The following is a 14522-nucleotide window of genomic DNA, read 5'->3' as shown; positions in this document are numbered from 1 at the left end:
GGGACAACGACATGCATCAAAACAAAGACTTAAAGCGCAGGGAGCGAATCTGAAAGATCGCGAGGCGCTTTGGGCCTATTTCAACCGGCCTGCAGCGCGGCGCCCGGCAGATAGAGCATGATCGGCCGGATCTCGTAGACGGCGGTTGGGTTGACGCGCTTGAGATCGCGCACGGCGGCGATCGCCTCGTCCTGGTTCGCGCAATCGAGGACATAGAGGCCGAGCAACTGTTCCTTGGTCTCGGCGAAGGGACCGTCGATGACCATGCCGTCGCCCGGGCCGCGCAGCGTCACGGCCTTGGTCGTCGCGTCAAGCCGGGCCGCCGGCCCGAGCTTGCCCTCGCGGGTCAGCCTGTCGTTGACCGCGAGCAGGTCTTTCATCAGTGCCGCGTCCTCGTCGGGCGTCCAGGACTGCACGGTGTCTTCCGCGTGATAGGCAAGGACGGCGTAGAACATGGATGGATTCCCTCGTGACCAAGCGGGCTGCACTATCACAAGGAAGAGGCGGCCGATCCAGTGACGCAATGCGGCGGAACGACGACCTGCTGACTCAAGCTGCCACCGGTAGTTTCAGCTCCGTCAACAAGCCGCCGCCGGGATAATTGGAGAGGTTGACCTCGCCGCCGGCGCCGCGCGCGATATTGCGGGCGATGGTCAGGCCGAGGCCGAGCCCGCCGGTCGTGCGGTTGCGCGATTCCTCAAGCCGAACGAAGGAGCCGAACACCGCATCCAGCTTGGCCTGCGGGATGCCAGGGCCTTCGTCGCGGATCGAGAGCGTGATCGTGTCGCCCGATCGACGCACGCCGAGATGCGCTTTCTTGCCGTAAATCACCGCATTCTGAATCAGATTGGTGACGCAGCGGCGCAGCGCCACCGGTCGCGCGATGCAGATCAGGCCACGCGAAGGGACCACGTCCTCGTCGAAGGACGCGCCGTCGAAGGAGTCCGCCACCGATTCTACCAGCGACCAGAAATCGATCCGCTCGGCCTTTTCCTCGGTCACCTCGAATTTGGCGAAGTCGATGACGGAGCTCGCGATGCTTTCGATATCGGCAAGGTCGTGCGCGAGCGCCTCGCGCGCCGGCGACTTGCGCAGCAGTTCAAGGCGCAGGCGCATGCGGGTCAGCGGCGTGCGCAGGTCGTGCGCCAGTGCCGCCGCGAGGTGCTCGCGATCCTCGACATAATCGCGCAGCCGCATCTGCATGGCGTTGATCGCCTTCGCCGCGGCGCGGATCTCGCGGCTGCCGCTCTCGGCGATCGGCGGGCTTTTCAGGTCGTTGCCGATGCGCTTCACCGCGGTTTCCATCATCCGGTAGGGCGCGGTCAGGCGGCGCAGCGACCAGATCGACATCACCACGATCAAACCGGCAATCAGCGAGTAGAGCGGCAAGCTGTCGAGGCTGAGGATCGGCCCCGGAGGCGTGATCGGCTCGGTGAAATTCAGCCATTGCCCATCGGAAAAGCGCAACGATGCGGTGAGCTTGTCGCTCTGTGCGAAATCCGCGCCCAGCACCAGCAGGTCGCGCTCGACCTGGCCAACATCCTTGTTGACAGCTTCGCCGTCCGGGACGTCGGATTCCTGAGTGGCCGGATCGCGCCGCACGCGTGCGTCGGTGATGCCGAATTTCGACAGGCGCCCGACCAGTATGTCCTCGAGCTCGGCCAGCTCGTCATCGCCGGCGATCGAAGAGGTGACGGCGGGCGTGTCCGAAACCGTAAGCGCATAAGTCGAGTTGAACAGGCCGGACGCCGTCGCCTTGCGCTCTTCGGGCGTGGCGTCGTGCATCAGCTGCACCAGCGAGTAGGCGCGGTCGTTCAGCCGGTAGAGATCGACGATGCCGTTGGCGGCGGCCCGGTCGCGCGCCACGATATAGAGCGTCGCCACCTGGCTGATCATGAGGCCGGCAATGACGATGAGCAGCACCCAGACTGGCAGGGTCTGCGGCAGGAAGCGTTTCATTCGGAGGTGGTCTCGGGCAGGAACTGATAGCCGCCGCTGCGCACGGTCAGGATCAATTTCGGCGTCTTCGGGTCGTCTTCCATCTTACGGCGCAGACGGCTCACCAGGATATCGACGCTGCGGTCGAAGCTGTAGCCGGTGTCGCCGCCCGAAAGCTCGATCAGCTGCTCGCGGGTGAGCACGCGCTGGGCGCTCTTGACGAAGGTCTGCAGCAGGTTGAACTCGGCCATCGTCAGCTCCACCCGGACGTCGTCGGGCGCCGTCAGGCGGCGCCGCGCGCAATCCATCGTCCAGCCGGCGAAGCGGTAGACCTGCTTGGCGTCGGGACGGCGCGGCTCGGTGCTGCCGTTGCGTCTGAGCACCGCACGGATGCGGGCCAGAAGCTCGCGCGGATCGAAGGGCTTGGGCACGTAATCGTCGGCGCCCATTTCGAGGCCCACCACGCGATCGGTCGTTTCGGTGACCGCGGTCAGCATGATGATCGGCGTCGTGTAATTGGCGCGGATCTCGCGGCAAAGCTCGAGGCCGCTTTTGCCGGGCAGCATCACGTCGAGAACGATCAGGTCCACCGGCGTGCGGCGCAGGACCGCTTCCATCTCGGTGCCGTCGCCGGCCACCGTCGTGTGCAGGCCGCGCTTCTGGAAGAATTCCTGCAGCAGGTCGCGTATGCCTTTGTCGTCGTCGACGATCAGTATGTGCGCATCGGATTTCACTCGAAACCTATCATTCTATTTTGCCGGACATTCTTCGCGGAACACCCACACGATAGAATTCGGGCCACATCTTGGCCAGTGGTCGCATCCTCCGCGCCGGCCGGGTTCCCCAGAAACAATCCAGAAACAAAATTCTACAGTCGGGAAAAACTGGTGAAAAATTTAAAGGTCATAACCGGTGGCGTGGCGGTCAGGTCATCGGCTGCGACGCAAGTTTCGGAGTAACGGACAAGACCAATGCAGAGGTTCTGGATCAGCGTGATGGGTGCTTTGCTCAGCATATCGCTCATCACAGCCGCGGCCGGCGCCTCCACCGCAAAGGTCGCCCCGCTCACCCGGACCGAGCGCTGCACCAATCTGAGCCGTCAGGTTGACGAAGCCCTCGAAACCCATGCCGCGGCAACGCAGGTCACCGCGGCGAAGGCACTGCAAAGAAAGGGAAACCGGTTCTGCGCCAACAAGAAACAGGCACAGGGAATCCGGATGCTCGCAAACGCTTTGAAGCTGCTTGGAGTGACACCGATCGATCCCGCTCAGTGACGCTCATCCAGACCTGCAAGAAAAGGAAATGAAGCCATGAAGAAGTCCATCCTCTCCGCCCTTGGCCTCGGTGTTGCTCTCGCCTTCGCGATGCCGGCTCTCGGCAATGCCCAGACGACCACCACCGCTCCGGCTGCTTCGACCGCGACCACCACGACCGCTCCGGCCGACAGCACCGCCAAGCCGGCGAAGAAAGTCGTCAAGAAGGCCAAGAAGCACAAGAAGGCTGTCAAGAAGGTCGTCAAGAAGACCGACAAGAAGGACGCCCCGAAGACCTGATCCAGGCTTCGGCATCATCTTGCAAAGCCGTTCCGGCCAACTCGGCCGGAGCGGCTTACGCGCGACGGAAGCCTTCTCAACCGGCAATTTCCGTCGCGCCTGGCGCGACCCTTAACCTGATTGCAATGCCAGTGCTGTAGGACAATCCGCATGAAGAAGCGGTTTTCCTCCCCGATGCGTTTGCTGACACTCGGCGGCCTGATCGTCACCGCGGCCGCGCGATCGTTGATCATGTTTACCGCAAGCCCCGTGCCAGATCCCGCCAGCGGCAGGACCGAGCCTGAGCTGTTCGCGCCGCTGATCTCTTCAAGCTTCGACTACATCACGCCGGCGCAGTCCTGGATTCTGCTCGTGCTAACGGGCGCGACGATGATCGGCTTTGTGGGCTGGATGCTCTTCGCGCTGCTGGAGCGCGGATCGGGCGCTCCCGGCAGGTCGCGCACGGCCGGGCGGCAGGGGCGTTGACCGGCAGGCGACGCTTCCCCACATAGAGTTTTCATCGTCTTGGCCCCGTTGCCGTCGCGCGGACAAATGGACGTGCGCGTTCCTGCGTGACAAAGTGAGACGAACCCAGTTCATCACTGGTGGATTCCGATGCCTGAAACCGTCCTCAAGCCCCGCACCAAGACCAAGCCGAAGACCGAGCGGCCGAAGCTCTACAAGGTCATCCTCGTCAATGACGATTTCACGCCGCGCGAGTTCGTGGTGACGGTGCTGAAGGGCGAATTCAAGCTCAGCGAGGATCAGGCGCACCGTGTCATGATCACCGCGCATACGCGCGGCGTGTGCGTGGTCGCGGTGTTTACGCGCGACGTCGCCGAAACCAAGGCGACGCGCGCGACCGATGCCGGCAAGGCCAAGGGCTATCCGCTGCTGTTCACGACCGAGCCGGAAGAGTAGGGGCAGACGCTTTTCCTTCTCCCTCGTGGGAGAAGGTGGATCGGCGCGCAGCGCCGAGACGGATGAGGGTGTTCCAGTTTGGCGCCGCTACCCCTCACCCGGATTGCCAGCCGATTTGTGAAGGACAATCGGGGGCAATCCGACCTTCCCCACGAGGGGAAGGTAAGAAAGTCACCGCCCTTCGCGATACCACATCGAGCCGATGGCGAGCAGCAAGAGGCCGAGGCCGAGAAAGCCGCCGAACAGAGGCACGCGCGACACGGCCTTGAGGGTGCTGTCGTCAGTCGTGCGCAGGCCTATCCAATCGTCGCCCGAGGTGGCTGCCGAGGAGCGTATCGGCACGATCGACGGCAGGGCCACGCCGCCGGCGAGATTGGCGAGCGTCGATGACGGCGCCAGCCGCCGTACGCTGCCCCCGGTCGCTTCAGCCGGCGCCCTGAGCCGGTTTTCGGTCGAGACCACGTCCTGGAATTCCGGCGCGTTGATCGGGCCGACATGGGCAAGCGCAGTGAGATCGCCATTGCCGATCTGGTAAAGGCCGATCTCGCTGGTCCGCAGGCTGCCGGTGAAGATGCCGGGCTCGGCTTTCTCGAGCTTCACCGTCACAGTCTTGCCGGACGGCGTGATGACCTGGGCGGGACCCGGATCGTCGCTCATCGTCTGGCGGCGGATTTCAAGCACCATGCCGCGGCCGTCGGCGGTCAGCCGTTCCTCTTCCAGCTCCGGCTCCTTCATCAGCCAGTGCGCGATGCGGCGGTAGAGCTGGACATGCGGGCCGCCGCCTTCGAAGCCTCGCGCCCACAGCCAGCCCTGGTCGGAGAGCAGCATGCCGACACGGCCTTCGCCCTTGCGGTCGAGCAGGAGCAGGGGCCGGTTGTCGGCGCCCTTCATTACCACTTCGCCTTCCGGGTTCTTGACGCCGATGGTGCGGAACCAGCGGCTCCAATGCGGCGGCTCGCTCGCCGAGCCGTCGAGCCCGCGCGTCACGGGGTGGCGCTGGCCGAGATCGGTCAGGCGCGGATAGAAGGCCTTGTCCACCACCTCGCCGGTCGGCAAGGCGGGCAGCGCGGCGTTGAGCGGCGTGCGGGCGATGGAGTTTTCGCCGGCATATTCGGGGCCGGCGGCAATCAGCAGCGCGCCGCCCTTTTCGACATATTCGGAGATGTAGTCGTAATAGAGGATCGGCAGCACGTCGCGGTGCTGGTAGCGGTCGAAGATGATCAGGTCGAAATCCTTGATCTTTTCGACGAACAGCTCGCGCGTCGGGAAAGCGATCAGCGACAATTCGTTGATCGGCGTGCCGTCCTGCTTTTCCGGCGGGCGCAGGATGGTGAAGTGGACGAGATCGACCGACGCGTCCGACTTCAAAAGGTTGCGCCAGGTGCGTTCGCCGGCATGCGGCTCGCCGGAGACCAGGAGCACGCGCAGGTTCTCGCGGATGCCGTCGACCAGGGCGATCGCCCGGTTGTTGGCGTCGGTCAGCTCGCCGGGCTCCCGGTCGATGCCGAGCTGGACGATGTTGCGGCCGGCATTGGGTATCGTGACCGAGAGCTTCATCGGCTGGCCGATGGTCGCGTGCTCGACCGAGACCTGTTCGCCATTGACCGAGACGCGCACGTCCACCGGCGCGCCGTCGCCTTCCGTCGAAATGACGCGGTAGGTCATGTCGAGCGGCTTGCCGACGAGGCCGAAGCGCGGTGCGTTGTCGAAACGGATGCGGCGGTCCTTCTCGTGCTCGTTGCCGGTGATCAGCGCGTGCAGCGGAGCGTTGAACTCCGGCGCGCCGGCCGGCGCGTCATGCACCTCGCCGTCGGTGATCATGACCGCGCCGCCGATGCGCGACGGCGGCACGTCGCGGAAGGCGCCCTCCAGCGCGCTGAACAGCCTGGTTTCGGTGCGGTCGTCGGCGGCTTCGGACTTGCCGGCTTCGACGACGCGGACATCGAACTGCTTGAAGCGGGCAAGACGTTGCTGCAGGCCGGCCAGCGCCTCGTCGGTCTGCTTGGCGCGGTCGCCGATGTCTTGGCTCTGGCTGCGGTCGACGATGAGGGCGACGACGCTCTTCAGCACCTCGCGCTCCTCGGCGAGGAAAACCGGATTGAGCAAAGCCGCGGCAAGCGCGAGCAGCGCGATGAAGCGCAAAGCCGAGCCGCGCTGGCGGAACCACAGGCCGACCAGCGCAAGCAGGAGCAACGGCACGAAGAGCAGGCCGAAGAGCGGCCAGGAGACCAGCGGTTCGAACGAGATCGACCAGTTCATGATCTACTGCCCCAGCCGTTCGAGCAGCACCGGTACATGCACCTGGTCGGATTTGTAGTTGCCGGTCAACATGTACATCATGATGTTGACGCCGGCGCGCAGCGCGTAGACGCGCTGCATTGGGTCCGGCGGCACGGTCGGCAGCATCGGATCGCCGTTCTCGTCGATCGCCCAGGCGCCTGCGAAATCATTGGCGGTGATCATGATCGGCGAGACGCCGTCGCCGGTGCGCACGGGGCGGTTCTCGGTATTGCTGGCGTCGAGCGAAGCCTCGACCCAGAGCGGGCTGCCGTTGAAGCGGCCGGGGAATTCCGGAAGGATGAAGAAGGATTTGGTCAGCACATGGTCCGAGGGCACCGGCTCCAGCGGCGGCACGTTGAGATTGCCTAATATGTCGCGCAGCCGCTCGGTCGCAGGGCTTGCCGAGCCGGCGCCGATGCCGTTCGAGAACTGGTCGCGCGTGTCGAACAGAACCGTGCCGCCTTGCTGCATATAGGCATCGATGCGGGCGATCGCCGCTTGGCTCGGCATGGGCGCCGTCGCATCGATCGGCCAATAAATCAGTGGGAAGAAGGACAGTTCGTCCTTGGCGATATCGACGCCGGCCGGCGGACCGGGCTCGAGCGCCGTCTTCTCGATCAGGAAACGCGTGAGGCCCTCGAGGCCGGCGCGGCTGATCGAATCAACGCCCGGCTCGCCGGTGATGACATAGGCAATGCGGGTTTTCGAAATATCTTCGATCGCCTGGGTGTCGCCGGGCTTCGAATCGTCGGCGCGGGCAAGATCGGCATGGCCGAAGAGGCCGCCCAGCACGACCAGAACGGCCGCGGCTGTCGCCGCCGTGCCTGCGCGGCGTGGCCGGCGCGCCAGCAGGCCGCCCATCCAGAACACGGCCAAAGTGTCGAGCACCATCAACAGGAGCGCGATGGCGACCAACGGCCCCTTGAGATTCTGCGATTCGTCAAAGGCATAGGGGATGGCCGTCACCGGCAGCGAAACCTGCGGACGGAGCAGCGGTGCGAACGTGCTCGAAGCATCGAGCAGATTATGCGCGAAGACGCCCGTCTCGGAACCATAAAGGCCGGGCGGATTTTCCAAGGTCACCGGCAGCGGGCCGGCGCCGGGCACCAGCGGCCGGGCATCCGGCGAGGGAGGCGTCAGCATGCCGTCGGCGCTGATCATGCGGTATGGCGCGAGCGATGCGGCGGTGGCCTCGGCATTGGCGATCGCCGCTCCCTGGTTGCGCGACAGCTGCACGACGCGTCTCAGCATTTCGACGAAGCTGCCGGAGATCGGCAGGTTCGACCAGGTCGCCTCGGGCGTGACATGGAAGAGCACCAGCGTGCCCTTGTCCTTCTTCATGCCCGTCACCAGCGGCGTGCCGTCGGCAAGCGTGGCCCAGGTGCGCTCGACGATGTCGGGCGTCGGCTCGGCCAGAACCTGCCGGCTCACCGTCACCTCGGAGGGCGGCGATAGATCGGCGAAAGGACCGGTCTTCGGGAATTCGGTCACCGCCTGCGGCGTCGTCCAGGACAGCGCGCCGCCCAGCGCGCGCTCGCCGCCGCGCAGCCTGACCGGCAAAAGGTCGTCGTCATTGCCGGCCGCGGCAAGGCGGGGACCGGCAAAACGCACCAGTGTGCCGCCCTTGTCGACCCAGTCGACCAGCCGCTGTTTGACCTGTGCCGGGATGGTGCCGACATCGGCCATGATGATCATCGCCGGCTTCTGGTCGAGAAGCTGCGGAATGGCGTCCGCGAGATCGGCGCTCGACGGCTCGACCAGGTCGGCGAAGGGCTGCAGGGCACGGCGGATATAGTAGAGCGGCGACAGAAGCGGCTGCGCCCGATCGGCCTCGGCCTGCGACAGAAGGCCGACGCGGCGGCGTTTCGAGCTCTCGTCCAATACGCGCACGGCACCCGCCTGGTGCTCGCCGTCGAGCGCGATCGAGGCGAAATCGTTGCGCAACTCGAAGGGAACCGCCATCGTCCCCGTGGCGGTGGCTTCGCCCGGCGCGAAGGTCAGCGTCGCATCGGCGATGCGGCGGCCCTTGTCGTCGAAGGCGCCCGCGGTGACCTGCGCCGGCGCCGGGTTGCCAGGCGCGCGGATGGCAGTCAGCGCGAAACCGTCGACCTGGTTGTCGGCGCCGATCAGGCCGGTCACCGAAGGCCGGTCGGATGTGGCCCAGACCAGCCGTGTCGCGTGCTTTTCGAGCAGCGTCTTGAAAGCGGCCTCGTCGCCTTTGGCGGCAAGCCCATCGGCGAGCACCGCGACGCTGGCGCCCGGCAGGCGCTCCAATGCGGCGGCGACGCGGGCGTAGACGGCGGGCCTGTCGGTGGGGATCGGCCGCGGCTTGGTGGCGCGCAGGTGGTCGAGCGCGGCCGAGGCGTCGAAAGGACCGATCTCGGCATTGGGCTTCTCGGCGGTGAAGGCGATGACCACCGGCACGCCGTTCGAGCCGGCGTCGGCGATCAGCCGCTCGGCGGTGGCGATGCGCTTGTTCCAGTCGGCGGCGCTCGCCCAGCCATTGTCGATGACAAGCGCCAGGGCGGCACCTTCCGCCGGTAGTTTTTCGCGCGGATTGAAGACCGGCTCGGCCAGCGCCATCACGACGAGCGCCGCCATCAGCAGCCGAAGCAGCGTCAGCCACCAAGGGCTTTGCTGCGGGGTTTCTTCGCGCCTCAGGACCCGGGCGAGAATTCTCAGCGGCGGGAAAACCTCCGTCTGCGGCCTCGGCGGGGTGAGGCGCAGCAGCCACCAGATCACCGGCAGCGCCAGAAGGCCCCACAGCACCATGGGCGCCCCGAAGGAAAGCGGCAGCCAGCTCATGCGACCGCCTTTCCGAAATTGACGCCGTCAGCGGTCATCGCCAGGTGGACGCGCACCAGCGCCTCCGAGGCGAGGCGGTCGGTGTGGTTGACGGTGTAGCTCCAGCCGAGACGCTTGCACCAGGCGGCCAGTTCCTCGCGGCGGGCCTGGTAAAGCAGGCGATATTCCTCGGCCAGCATCTCGGCGCGACCGGCGGTCAGCTTGTCGCCGGTCTCGGGATCGGTGAACTCGGTGCGGCCGGCGTAGGGGAAGGTTTCCTCCGCCGGATCGGCCACCTCGATCAGATGCGCACGCACGCCGTGGCGGGCGAGGACGTCGAGCCAAGCCTTGGTTTCCTCGACCGGATCGAGGAAATCGCTGACGAGCACGATATCGCAGAAGCGGCGGATGGCCGACAGATCCGGCTTGGCGGGCAGCGCGGCGGTGTGGCTCAACTGGGCGGCGATGCGCTCGGCGCCGTTGCGGGCGGTGAACGGGTCGGTCAGGCCCGGCCAGGCGATGCGCTCGCCGCTACGCGACAAAAGCTCGGCCAAGGCGAGCGCCAGCACCAGCGCGCGCGATTCCTTGGAGACGCTTGCGCCGGCGGATTTGTAGAGCATGGAAGGCGAGGGGTCGGCCCAGAGCCAGACTGTGTGCGCGGCTTCCCACTCGCGGTCGCGCACATAGGTATGGTCGTCTCGCGCCGAGCGGCGCCAGTCGATGCGCGAGGAATCGCCCTCGACATAGGGCCGGAACTGCCAGAAATTCTCGCCGATGCCGCGCTTGCGGCGGCCGTGCCAGCCGGCAATCACCGTGTTGACGATACGACGGGCCTCGACCAGCAGGTCCGGCACCAGTGAAGCCCGCAACCGGCCGCGGGCGAGCGCGTCGCGCGTCGCAACCGGTGCCTGGACCTCGCCTATTCGACCCATCAGATGCCTTTTGCCAGCTTCGCCACCACGTCGCGCACCGATGTGCCTTCGGCCCGGGCGGCGAAAGTCAGCGCCATGCGATGCTGCAGCACCGGTTCGGCCAAGGCACGGACGTCGTCGACCGAGGGCGCCAACCTGCCATCATATAGGGCGCGGGCGCGGGCGCACAGGGTCAGCGCCTGGCTGGCGCGCGGGCCCGGCCCCCAGGCGACATGCCTGTCGGTCTCGGCATTGCCCTGGCCCGGCCTGGCCGAACGCACCAATTTGAGGATCGCCTCGACGACGCTTTCCGGCACCGGCATGCGGCGGATCAGCGTCTGGATTTCCCTGAGCCTGGCCGGCTGCAGCACGTTGTCGGCCTTTGCCTCGTCGACGCCGGTGGTTTCGAGCAGGATGCGGCGTTCCGCCTCGATTTCCGGATAGAGGATATCCACCTGCATCAGGAAGCGGTCGAGCTGCGCCTCGGGAAGCGGATAGGTGCCTTCCTGCTCCAGCGGGTTCTGCGTGGCCAGCACATGAAAGGGCGAGGGCAGGTCGTGGCGGGCGCCGGCGATGGTGACGTGATATTCCTGCATTGCCTGCAGCAGCGCCGACTGCGTGCGCGGCGAGGCGCGGTTGATCTCGTCCGCCATCAGCAATTGCGTGAAGATCGGCCCGGAAATGAAGCGGAAAGAGCGCTTGCCGAACTCGTCCTGCTCCATCACCTCCGAGCCGAGAATGTCCGACGGCATCAGGTCGGGCGTGAACTGGACACGGCGCGAATCGAGGCCAAGCACGATGCCCAATGTCTCCACCAGCTTGGTCTTGGCGAGGCCCGGCACGCCGACCAGCAGCGCATGGCCGCCGGCCAGCAGCGCCACCAGCGTGCGCTCGACCACGGATTCCTGACCGAAGATCACCCGGCCGACCGCATCGCGGACCCTGGAGATGTCAGCCAGCGCCTTTTCGGCTTCCTCGATCATCGCTTTTTCGCTGATCGGGCTTTCCTTGATCATCACGCTCATGCCGCTCGATCCTTGTGGTTGGAGATACCGGCCTGCATTCTCGATGGCGCAGAATGCCGCGATTCGGCCTCACCTGACGCTTGTAATTGAACTTAAATCACAGACTCGGGCGGACAAGGCTGACAATCGGGAGAACAGTGACTATTTCGTGACCATGGCCGAACGCAGCGAACATCGTGAACAAAGCCGGGGCGGGCAGAGCCTGGGCAAACAGAGCCTGGTTGGCGCCACGGAGGCGCGCGGCCTGGAGGCGCTGATCTCGCGCGCGGCGCGGGCCGGCAAGGGACCGGCGCCGGTCGAGCGCTGGAACCCGGATTTCTGCGGCGACCTCGACATGGAGATCAAGGCCGACGGCACCTGGTTCTACCTTGGCACGCCGATCGGACGCATGCCGTTGGTGCAGCTTTTTTCCAGCGTGCTGCGCAAGGATGCCGACGGCAAGACCTATCTGGTGACGCCGGTCGAGCGGGTCGGGATACGCGTCGCCGATGCGCCCTTCATCGCCGTCGAGATGAACGTTTCCGGAAGCGGGGACGACCAGGTCATCACCTTCCGCACCAACGTCGGCGACGTCGTCGCCGCCGGGCCCGGCCATCCGCTGCGCTTCGTCGACGAGGACGAAACCGGCGGGTTGAAGCCTTATGTGCTGGTGCGCGGGCGGCTGGAAGCCCTGGTGGCGCGGCCGGTGATGTACGAACTGGTTGAGCACGGCGAGGAGATCGACATCGACGGCAAGACGATGTTCTCGGTCCGCTCGGGCGGCGAGGTCTATCCGATCATGCCGGCCGAGAAGCTGAAGCGGCTGAGCGCGTGATGGACCAGGTGACGCCGGCGCCGTTTTCAATTGCGGATTTTCGGGCGCGCGTCGCGGCGCAAGCCGAGGCGCAGCCGGGTGATGATTTCGGCGATCATCGCTTCAATCCCGGCCATCCCAGGCTCGAACGCGTCAAGCCATTGCGCGACGCGGCGGTGCTGATCCCAGTGATCGACCGCGCCGAGGGCGCTATGGTGCTGCTCACCAAACGCGCCGAGAAGCTGCGCAGCCATTCCGGCCAGGTGGCTTTTCCGGGGGGCACCATCGATACGACCGATCCAAGCCCCGAGGCCACCGCTTTGCGCGAGACTTTCGAAGAGATCGGCCTCGATCGTGGCCATATCGAGATCATCGGCCGCATGCCGGACTACGTCGCGGGCAGCGGGTATCGCATCGTGCCGGTGCTTGCCATCGTGCAGCCCGGCTTTTCGCTGACGCTCAATGCCGATGAGGTGGACGCCGCCTTCGAGGTGCCCTTGAGCTTCCTTATGGACCCGGCCAATCACGCGCGCGACAGCCGCATGTGGAACGAGCTCGAATGGTTCTTCTACGAGATGCCCTATGGCGGCCAGCGCATCTGGGGCGTCACCGCCGGCATCATTCGCACGCTCTATGAAAGGCTTTATGGTTGAGCGCTGAGGCGTCACTCTCGGGCAGGGCCGATTGGCTGGCCGAAAAGCATCTGCAGAAACTTCTTGCGGCGCTGAAGCAGGGCGGCGAGGAAGCGCGTGTCGCCGGCGGCGCGGTGCGCAACGCGCTGATCGGTCAGCCGGTCGCCGACATCGATATCGCCGCGACCACCGTGCCCGAGGAAACGATGCGGCGCGCCGAGGCGGCCGGCTTCAAGACGGTGCCGACGGGCATCGAGCATGGCACGATCACGGTGATTGCCGGCGGCAGGCCTTACGAGGTGACGACGCTCAGGGCCGATGTCGAGACCGACGGGCGGCGGGCAAAAGTGATCTTCGGACGTGACTGGAAAGCGGACGCGGCGCGGCGCGACTTCACCATCAACGCGCTCTATGCCGAAGCCGACGGCACGATCGTCGACCTCGTCGGCGGCATCGCCGATGTCGAGGCGCGGCGGCTGCGCTTCATCGGCGACGCGGAAGCGCGCATCCGCGAGGATTATCTGCGCATCTTGCGCTTTTTCCGGTTCTTTGCCTGGTATGGCGAGGGACGGCCGGACGCGGAAGGGCTGAAGGCCTGCGCAAGGCTGAAGGACGGGCTTGCCCAGCTTTCCGCCGAACGGGTCTGGTCCGAGCTGAAGAAGCTGTTGTCGGCCGCGGATCCGTCGCGCGCCTTGCTTTGGATGCGGCAGGCCGGCGTGCTTTCCGCCGTGCTGCCGGAAAGCGAGAAATGGGGCATCGACACCATCCATGGCCTGGTCAAGGCTGGAAAAGATCTCGGCTGGGCCGCCGATCCGATGCTGAGACTGGAGGCGATCGTCCCGCCCGATGCCATCCGCATGAAGACGCTTGGCGAGCGGCTGCGATTGTCGAACGACGATGCCGACCGGCTACGGCATTGGGCGCTGACCGTCACGCCGGATGCCAAGGCGACCGAGACCGAACTGGCCAAGAAACTTTATTACGGCAATCGCGAAGGCTATTTTGATCGCATCCGGCTGGCGCTCGCCGCGGCGCGGACGCGCGCGGTCGAGGACAACCAGGCGATGATGGAGGCCGGCGGTTTCTCACGCCTGCTCAATTTCACCCTGAAATGGCAAAAGCCGGTGTTTCCGATCAAGGGCGCCGACCTGACCGCGCTTGGCGCTTCGCCGGGGCCGAAGCTCGGCGCCACACTGAAGAATCTTGAGAGGGAATGGGTCGAGTCGGGCTTTACCCTGGAACGCGGCGCGCTCATAAAACGCGCCGCGCAAGCCCTGGAAATCTAAAAGGTCAGGACCGCTCTATCTCTTTGTTTTTACGCAATTGCGGACGGAAAACCGTCACATTTGTCCTGGATTGCTCTAGGCTGAATCGACATTCAACGCATCCAGAGCAAAGCTGCGGCGAGTTGTAGGAAGCCGAGGAAGTGGACGGCTCGTCGGTCGAAGCGTGTTGCGATGCGGCGGAAGTGCTTGAGCTTGTTGAAGCACCGCTCGATGGTGTTGCGGACCTTGTAGGCCTCGAAGTCATAGGGGATGGTCTGCTTGCGGGTGGGGTTGCAGGGGATGACCGCCTCGGCTCCCATCGCAGCGATCAGGTCGCGCAGGGCATTGGAATCATAGGCCTTGCCGGCGAGCACCCGGCGCGGCGAGAGGCCGTCGAGCAGAGCCGGAGCGAGTGGCGCATCGCCACGCTGCCCAGGGGTG

Annotated in this window: 15 protein-coding genes; 7 read left to right on the top strand and 8 right to left on the bottom strand. The window is 65.6% G+C overall.

Going from position 1 to position 14522, the window contains the following annotated elements; genetic code table 11:
• Positions 1 to 80 precede the first annotated feature (80 nt).
• The 3 genes from FJW06_RS00075 to FJW06_RS00065 form a co-directional block, all read right to left on the bottom strand.
• The gene (locus tag FJW06_RS00075) at positions 81 to 455 is read right to left on the bottom strand and encodes a YciI family protein (RefSeq protein WP_140746135.1); all 375 of its coding nucleotides are present in this window, start codon (positions 453 to 455) and stop codon (positions 81 to 83) included.
• A 94-nt stretch (positions 456 to 549) separates the two neighbouring features.
• Positions 550 to 1959: an ATP-binding protein gene (locus tag FJW06_RS00070; protein WP_140746132.1), complete on the bottom strand. Its 1410-nt coding sequence runs from the start codon at positions 1957 to 1959 to the stop codon at positions 550 to 552.
• Positions 1956 to 2672 (bottom strand): response regulator transcription factor, encoded by a 717-nt coding sequence (locus tag FJW06_RS00065; protein WP_140746129.1) that lies wholly within the window; start codon positions 2670 to 2672, stop codon positions 1956 to 1958. Before FJW06_RS00065 ends, FJW06_RS00070 begins: the two co-directional genes overlap by 4 nt.
• A 237-nt stretch (positions 2673 to 2909) precedes the next feature.
• On the opposite strand from FJW06_RS00065, the gene FJW06_RS00060 reads away from it, so the two are divergent.
• From FJW06_RS00060 to clpS, 4 genes are all read left to right on the top strand, one after another.
• The gene (locus FJW06_RS00060; protein WP_140746126.1) at positions 2910 to 3212 is read left to right on the top strand and encodes a hypothetical protein; all 303 of its coding nucleotides are present in this window, start codon (positions 2910 to 2912) and stop codon (positions 3210 to 3212) included.
• Between the two features lie 36 nt (positions 3213 to 3248).
• Complete coding sequence (locus tag FJW06_RS00055) at positions 3249 to 3491, top strand: hypothetical protein (RefSeq protein WP_140746123.1); 243 nt, start codon at positions 3249 to 3251, stop codon at positions 3489 to 3491.
• A 150-nt stretch (positions 3492 to 3641) separates the two neighbouring features.
• Positions 3642 to 3956 carry a hypothetical protein gene (locus FJW06_RS00050; protein WP_246674482.1) on the top strand — a complete coding sequence of 105 codons (315 nt, stop codon included), beginning with the start codon at positions 3642 to 3644 and terminating at the stop codon, positions 3954 to 3956.
• 129 nt (positions 3957 to 4085) lie between these two features.
• The gene (gene clpS / locus FJW06_RS00045) at positions 4086 to 4391 is read left to right on the top strand and encodes an ATP-dependent Clp protease adapter ClpS (RefSeq protein ID WP_140746120.1); all 306 of its coding nucleotides are present in this window, start codon (positions 4086 to 4088) and stop codon (positions 4389 to 4391) included.
• Between the two features lie 171 nt (positions 4392 to 4562).
• On the opposite strand, the gene FJW06_RS00040 is transcribed toward clpS, so the two are convergent.
• Genes FJW06_RS00040 through FJW06_RS00025 form a run of 4 tightly spaced genes read right to left on the bottom strand, consistent with a single transcriptional unit; the run spans position 4563 to position 11391 of the window.
• Positions 4563 to 6650, bottom strand: a complete 2088-nt coding sequence (locus tag FJW06_RS00040) for a hypothetical protein (RefSeq protein WP_140746117.1) — start codon at positions 6648 to 6650, stop codon at positions 4563 to 4565.
• Positions 6651 to 6653: 3 nt separating this feature from the next.
• On the bottom strand, positions 6654 to 9476 hold the full coding sequence (locus FJW06_RS00035) for a DUF4159 domain-containing protein (RefSeq protein WP_140746114.1): 2823 nt from the start codon (positions 9474 to 9476) through the stop codon (positions 6654 to 6656).
• Positions 9473 to 10387 carry a DUF58 domain-containing protein gene (locus FJW06_RS00030; protein ID WP_140746112.1) on the bottom strand — a complete coding sequence of 305 codons (915 nt, stop codon included), beginning with the start codon at positions 10385 to 10387 and terminating at the stop codon, positions 9473 to 9475. Before FJW06_RS00030 ends, FJW06_RS00035 begins: the two co-directional genes overlap by 4 nt.
• Positions 10387 to 11391 carry a MoxR family ATPase gene (locus FJW06_RS00025; protein WP_140746109.1) on the bottom strand — a complete coding sequence of 335 codons (1005 nt, stop codon included), beginning with the start codon at positions 11389 to 11391 and terminating at the stop codon, positions 10387 to 10389. The genes FJW06_RS00030 and FJW06_RS00025 overlap by 1 nt, the downstream gene beginning before the upstream one ends.
• Positions 11392 to 11545: 154 nt before the next feature.
• On the opposite strand from FJW06_RS00025, the gene FJW06_RS00020 reads away from it, so the two are divergent.
• From FJW06_RS00020 to FJW06_RS00010, 3 genes are read left to right on the top strand one after another with little or no spacing between them, the layout of a single operon-like run.
• Positions 11546 to 12205, top strand: a complete 660-nt coding sequence (locus FJW06_RS00020) for a DUF1285 domain-containing protein (protein WP_140747634.1) — start codon at positions 11546 to 11548, stop codon at positions 12203 to 12205.
• Positions 12205 to 12837 (top strand): CoA pyrophosphatase, encoded by a 633-nt coding sequence (locus tag FJW06_RS00015; protein ID WP_140746106.1) that lies wholly within the window; start codon positions 12205 to 12207, stop codon positions 12835 to 12837. Before FJW06_RS00020 ends, FJW06_RS00015 begins: the two co-directional genes overlap by 1 nt.
• A complete protein-coding gene (locus FJW06_RS00010) occupies positions 12834 to 14102 on the top strand; it encodes a CCA tRNA nucleotidyltransferase (RefSeq protein ID WP_140746103.1) in 1269 nt (422 codons plus the stop codon). The genes FJW06_RS00015 and FJW06_RS00010 overlap by 4 nt, the downstream gene beginning before the upstream one ends.
• Before the next feature lie 92 nt (positions 14103 to 14194).
• Here FJW06_RS00010 and FJW06_RS00005 read toward each other — a convergent pair.
• The coding region (locus FJW06_RS00005) for a transposase (RefSeq protein WP_140746100.1) at positions 14195 to 14522 on the bottom strand (328 nt) is incomplete at its 5' end.

This window comes from Mesorhizobium sp. B4-1-3 (assembly GCF_006439355.1).
GTDB lineage: Bacteria > Pseudomonadota > Alphaproteobacteria > Rhizobiales > Rhizobiaceae > Mesorhizobium.
The sequence above is the reverse complement of the archived record's forward strand: the minus strand, read 5'-3'. Positions and strand labels throughout refer to the sequence as shown.

Bases quoted from the DNA above. Each gene is read 5' to 3' on its own strand.
- FJW06_RS00075 (WP_140746135.1), bottom strand. From the start codon at position 455: ATGTTCTACGCCGTCCTTGCCTATCACGCGGAAGACACCGTGCAGTCC.
- FJW06_RS00070 (WP_140746132.1), bottom strand. From the start codon at position 1,959: ATGAAACGCTTCCTGCCGCAGACCCTGCCAGTCTGGGTGCTGCTCATC.
- FJW06_RS00060 (WP_140746126.1), top strand. From the start codon at position 2,910: ATGCAGAGGTTCTGGATCAGCGTGATGGGTGCTTTGCTCAGCATATCG.
- FJW06_RS00055 (WP_140746123.1), top strand. From the start codon at position 3,249: ATGAAGAAGTCCATCCTCTCCGCCCTTGGCCTCGGTGTTGCTCTCGCC.
- FJW06_RS00050 (WP_246674482.1), top strand. From the start codon at position 3,642: ATGAAGAAGCGGTTTTCCTCCCCGATGCGTTTGCTGACACTCGGCGGC.
- clpS (WP_140746120.1), top strand. From the start codon at position 4,086: ATGCCTGAAACCGTCCTCAAGCCCCGCACCAAGACCAAGCCGAAGACC.
- FJW06_RS00040 (WP_140746117.1), bottom strand. From the start codon at position 6,650: ATGAACTGGTCGATCTCGTTCGAACCGCTGGTCTCCTGGCCGCTCTTC.
- FJW06_RS00035 (WP_140746114.1), bottom strand. From the start codon at position 9,476: ATGAGCTGGCTGCCGCTTTCCTTCGGGGCGCCCATGGTGCTGTGGGGC.
- FJW06_RS00030 (WP_140746112.1), bottom strand. From the start codon at position 10,387: ATGGGTCGAATAGGCGAGGTCCAGGCACCGGTTGCGACGCGCGACGCG.
- FJW06_RS00025 (WP_140746109.1), bottom strand. From the start codon at position 11,391: ATGAGCGTGATGATCAAGGAAAGCCCGATCAGCGAAAAAGCGATGATC.
- FJW06_RS00020 (WP_140747634.1), top strand. From the start codon at position 11,546: ATGGCCGAACGCAGCGAACATCGTGAACAAAGCCGGGGCGGGCAGAGC.
- FJW06_RS00015 (WP_140746106.1), top strand. From the start codon at position 12,205: ATGGACCAGGTGACGCCGGCGCCGTTTTCAATTGCGGATTTTCGGGCG.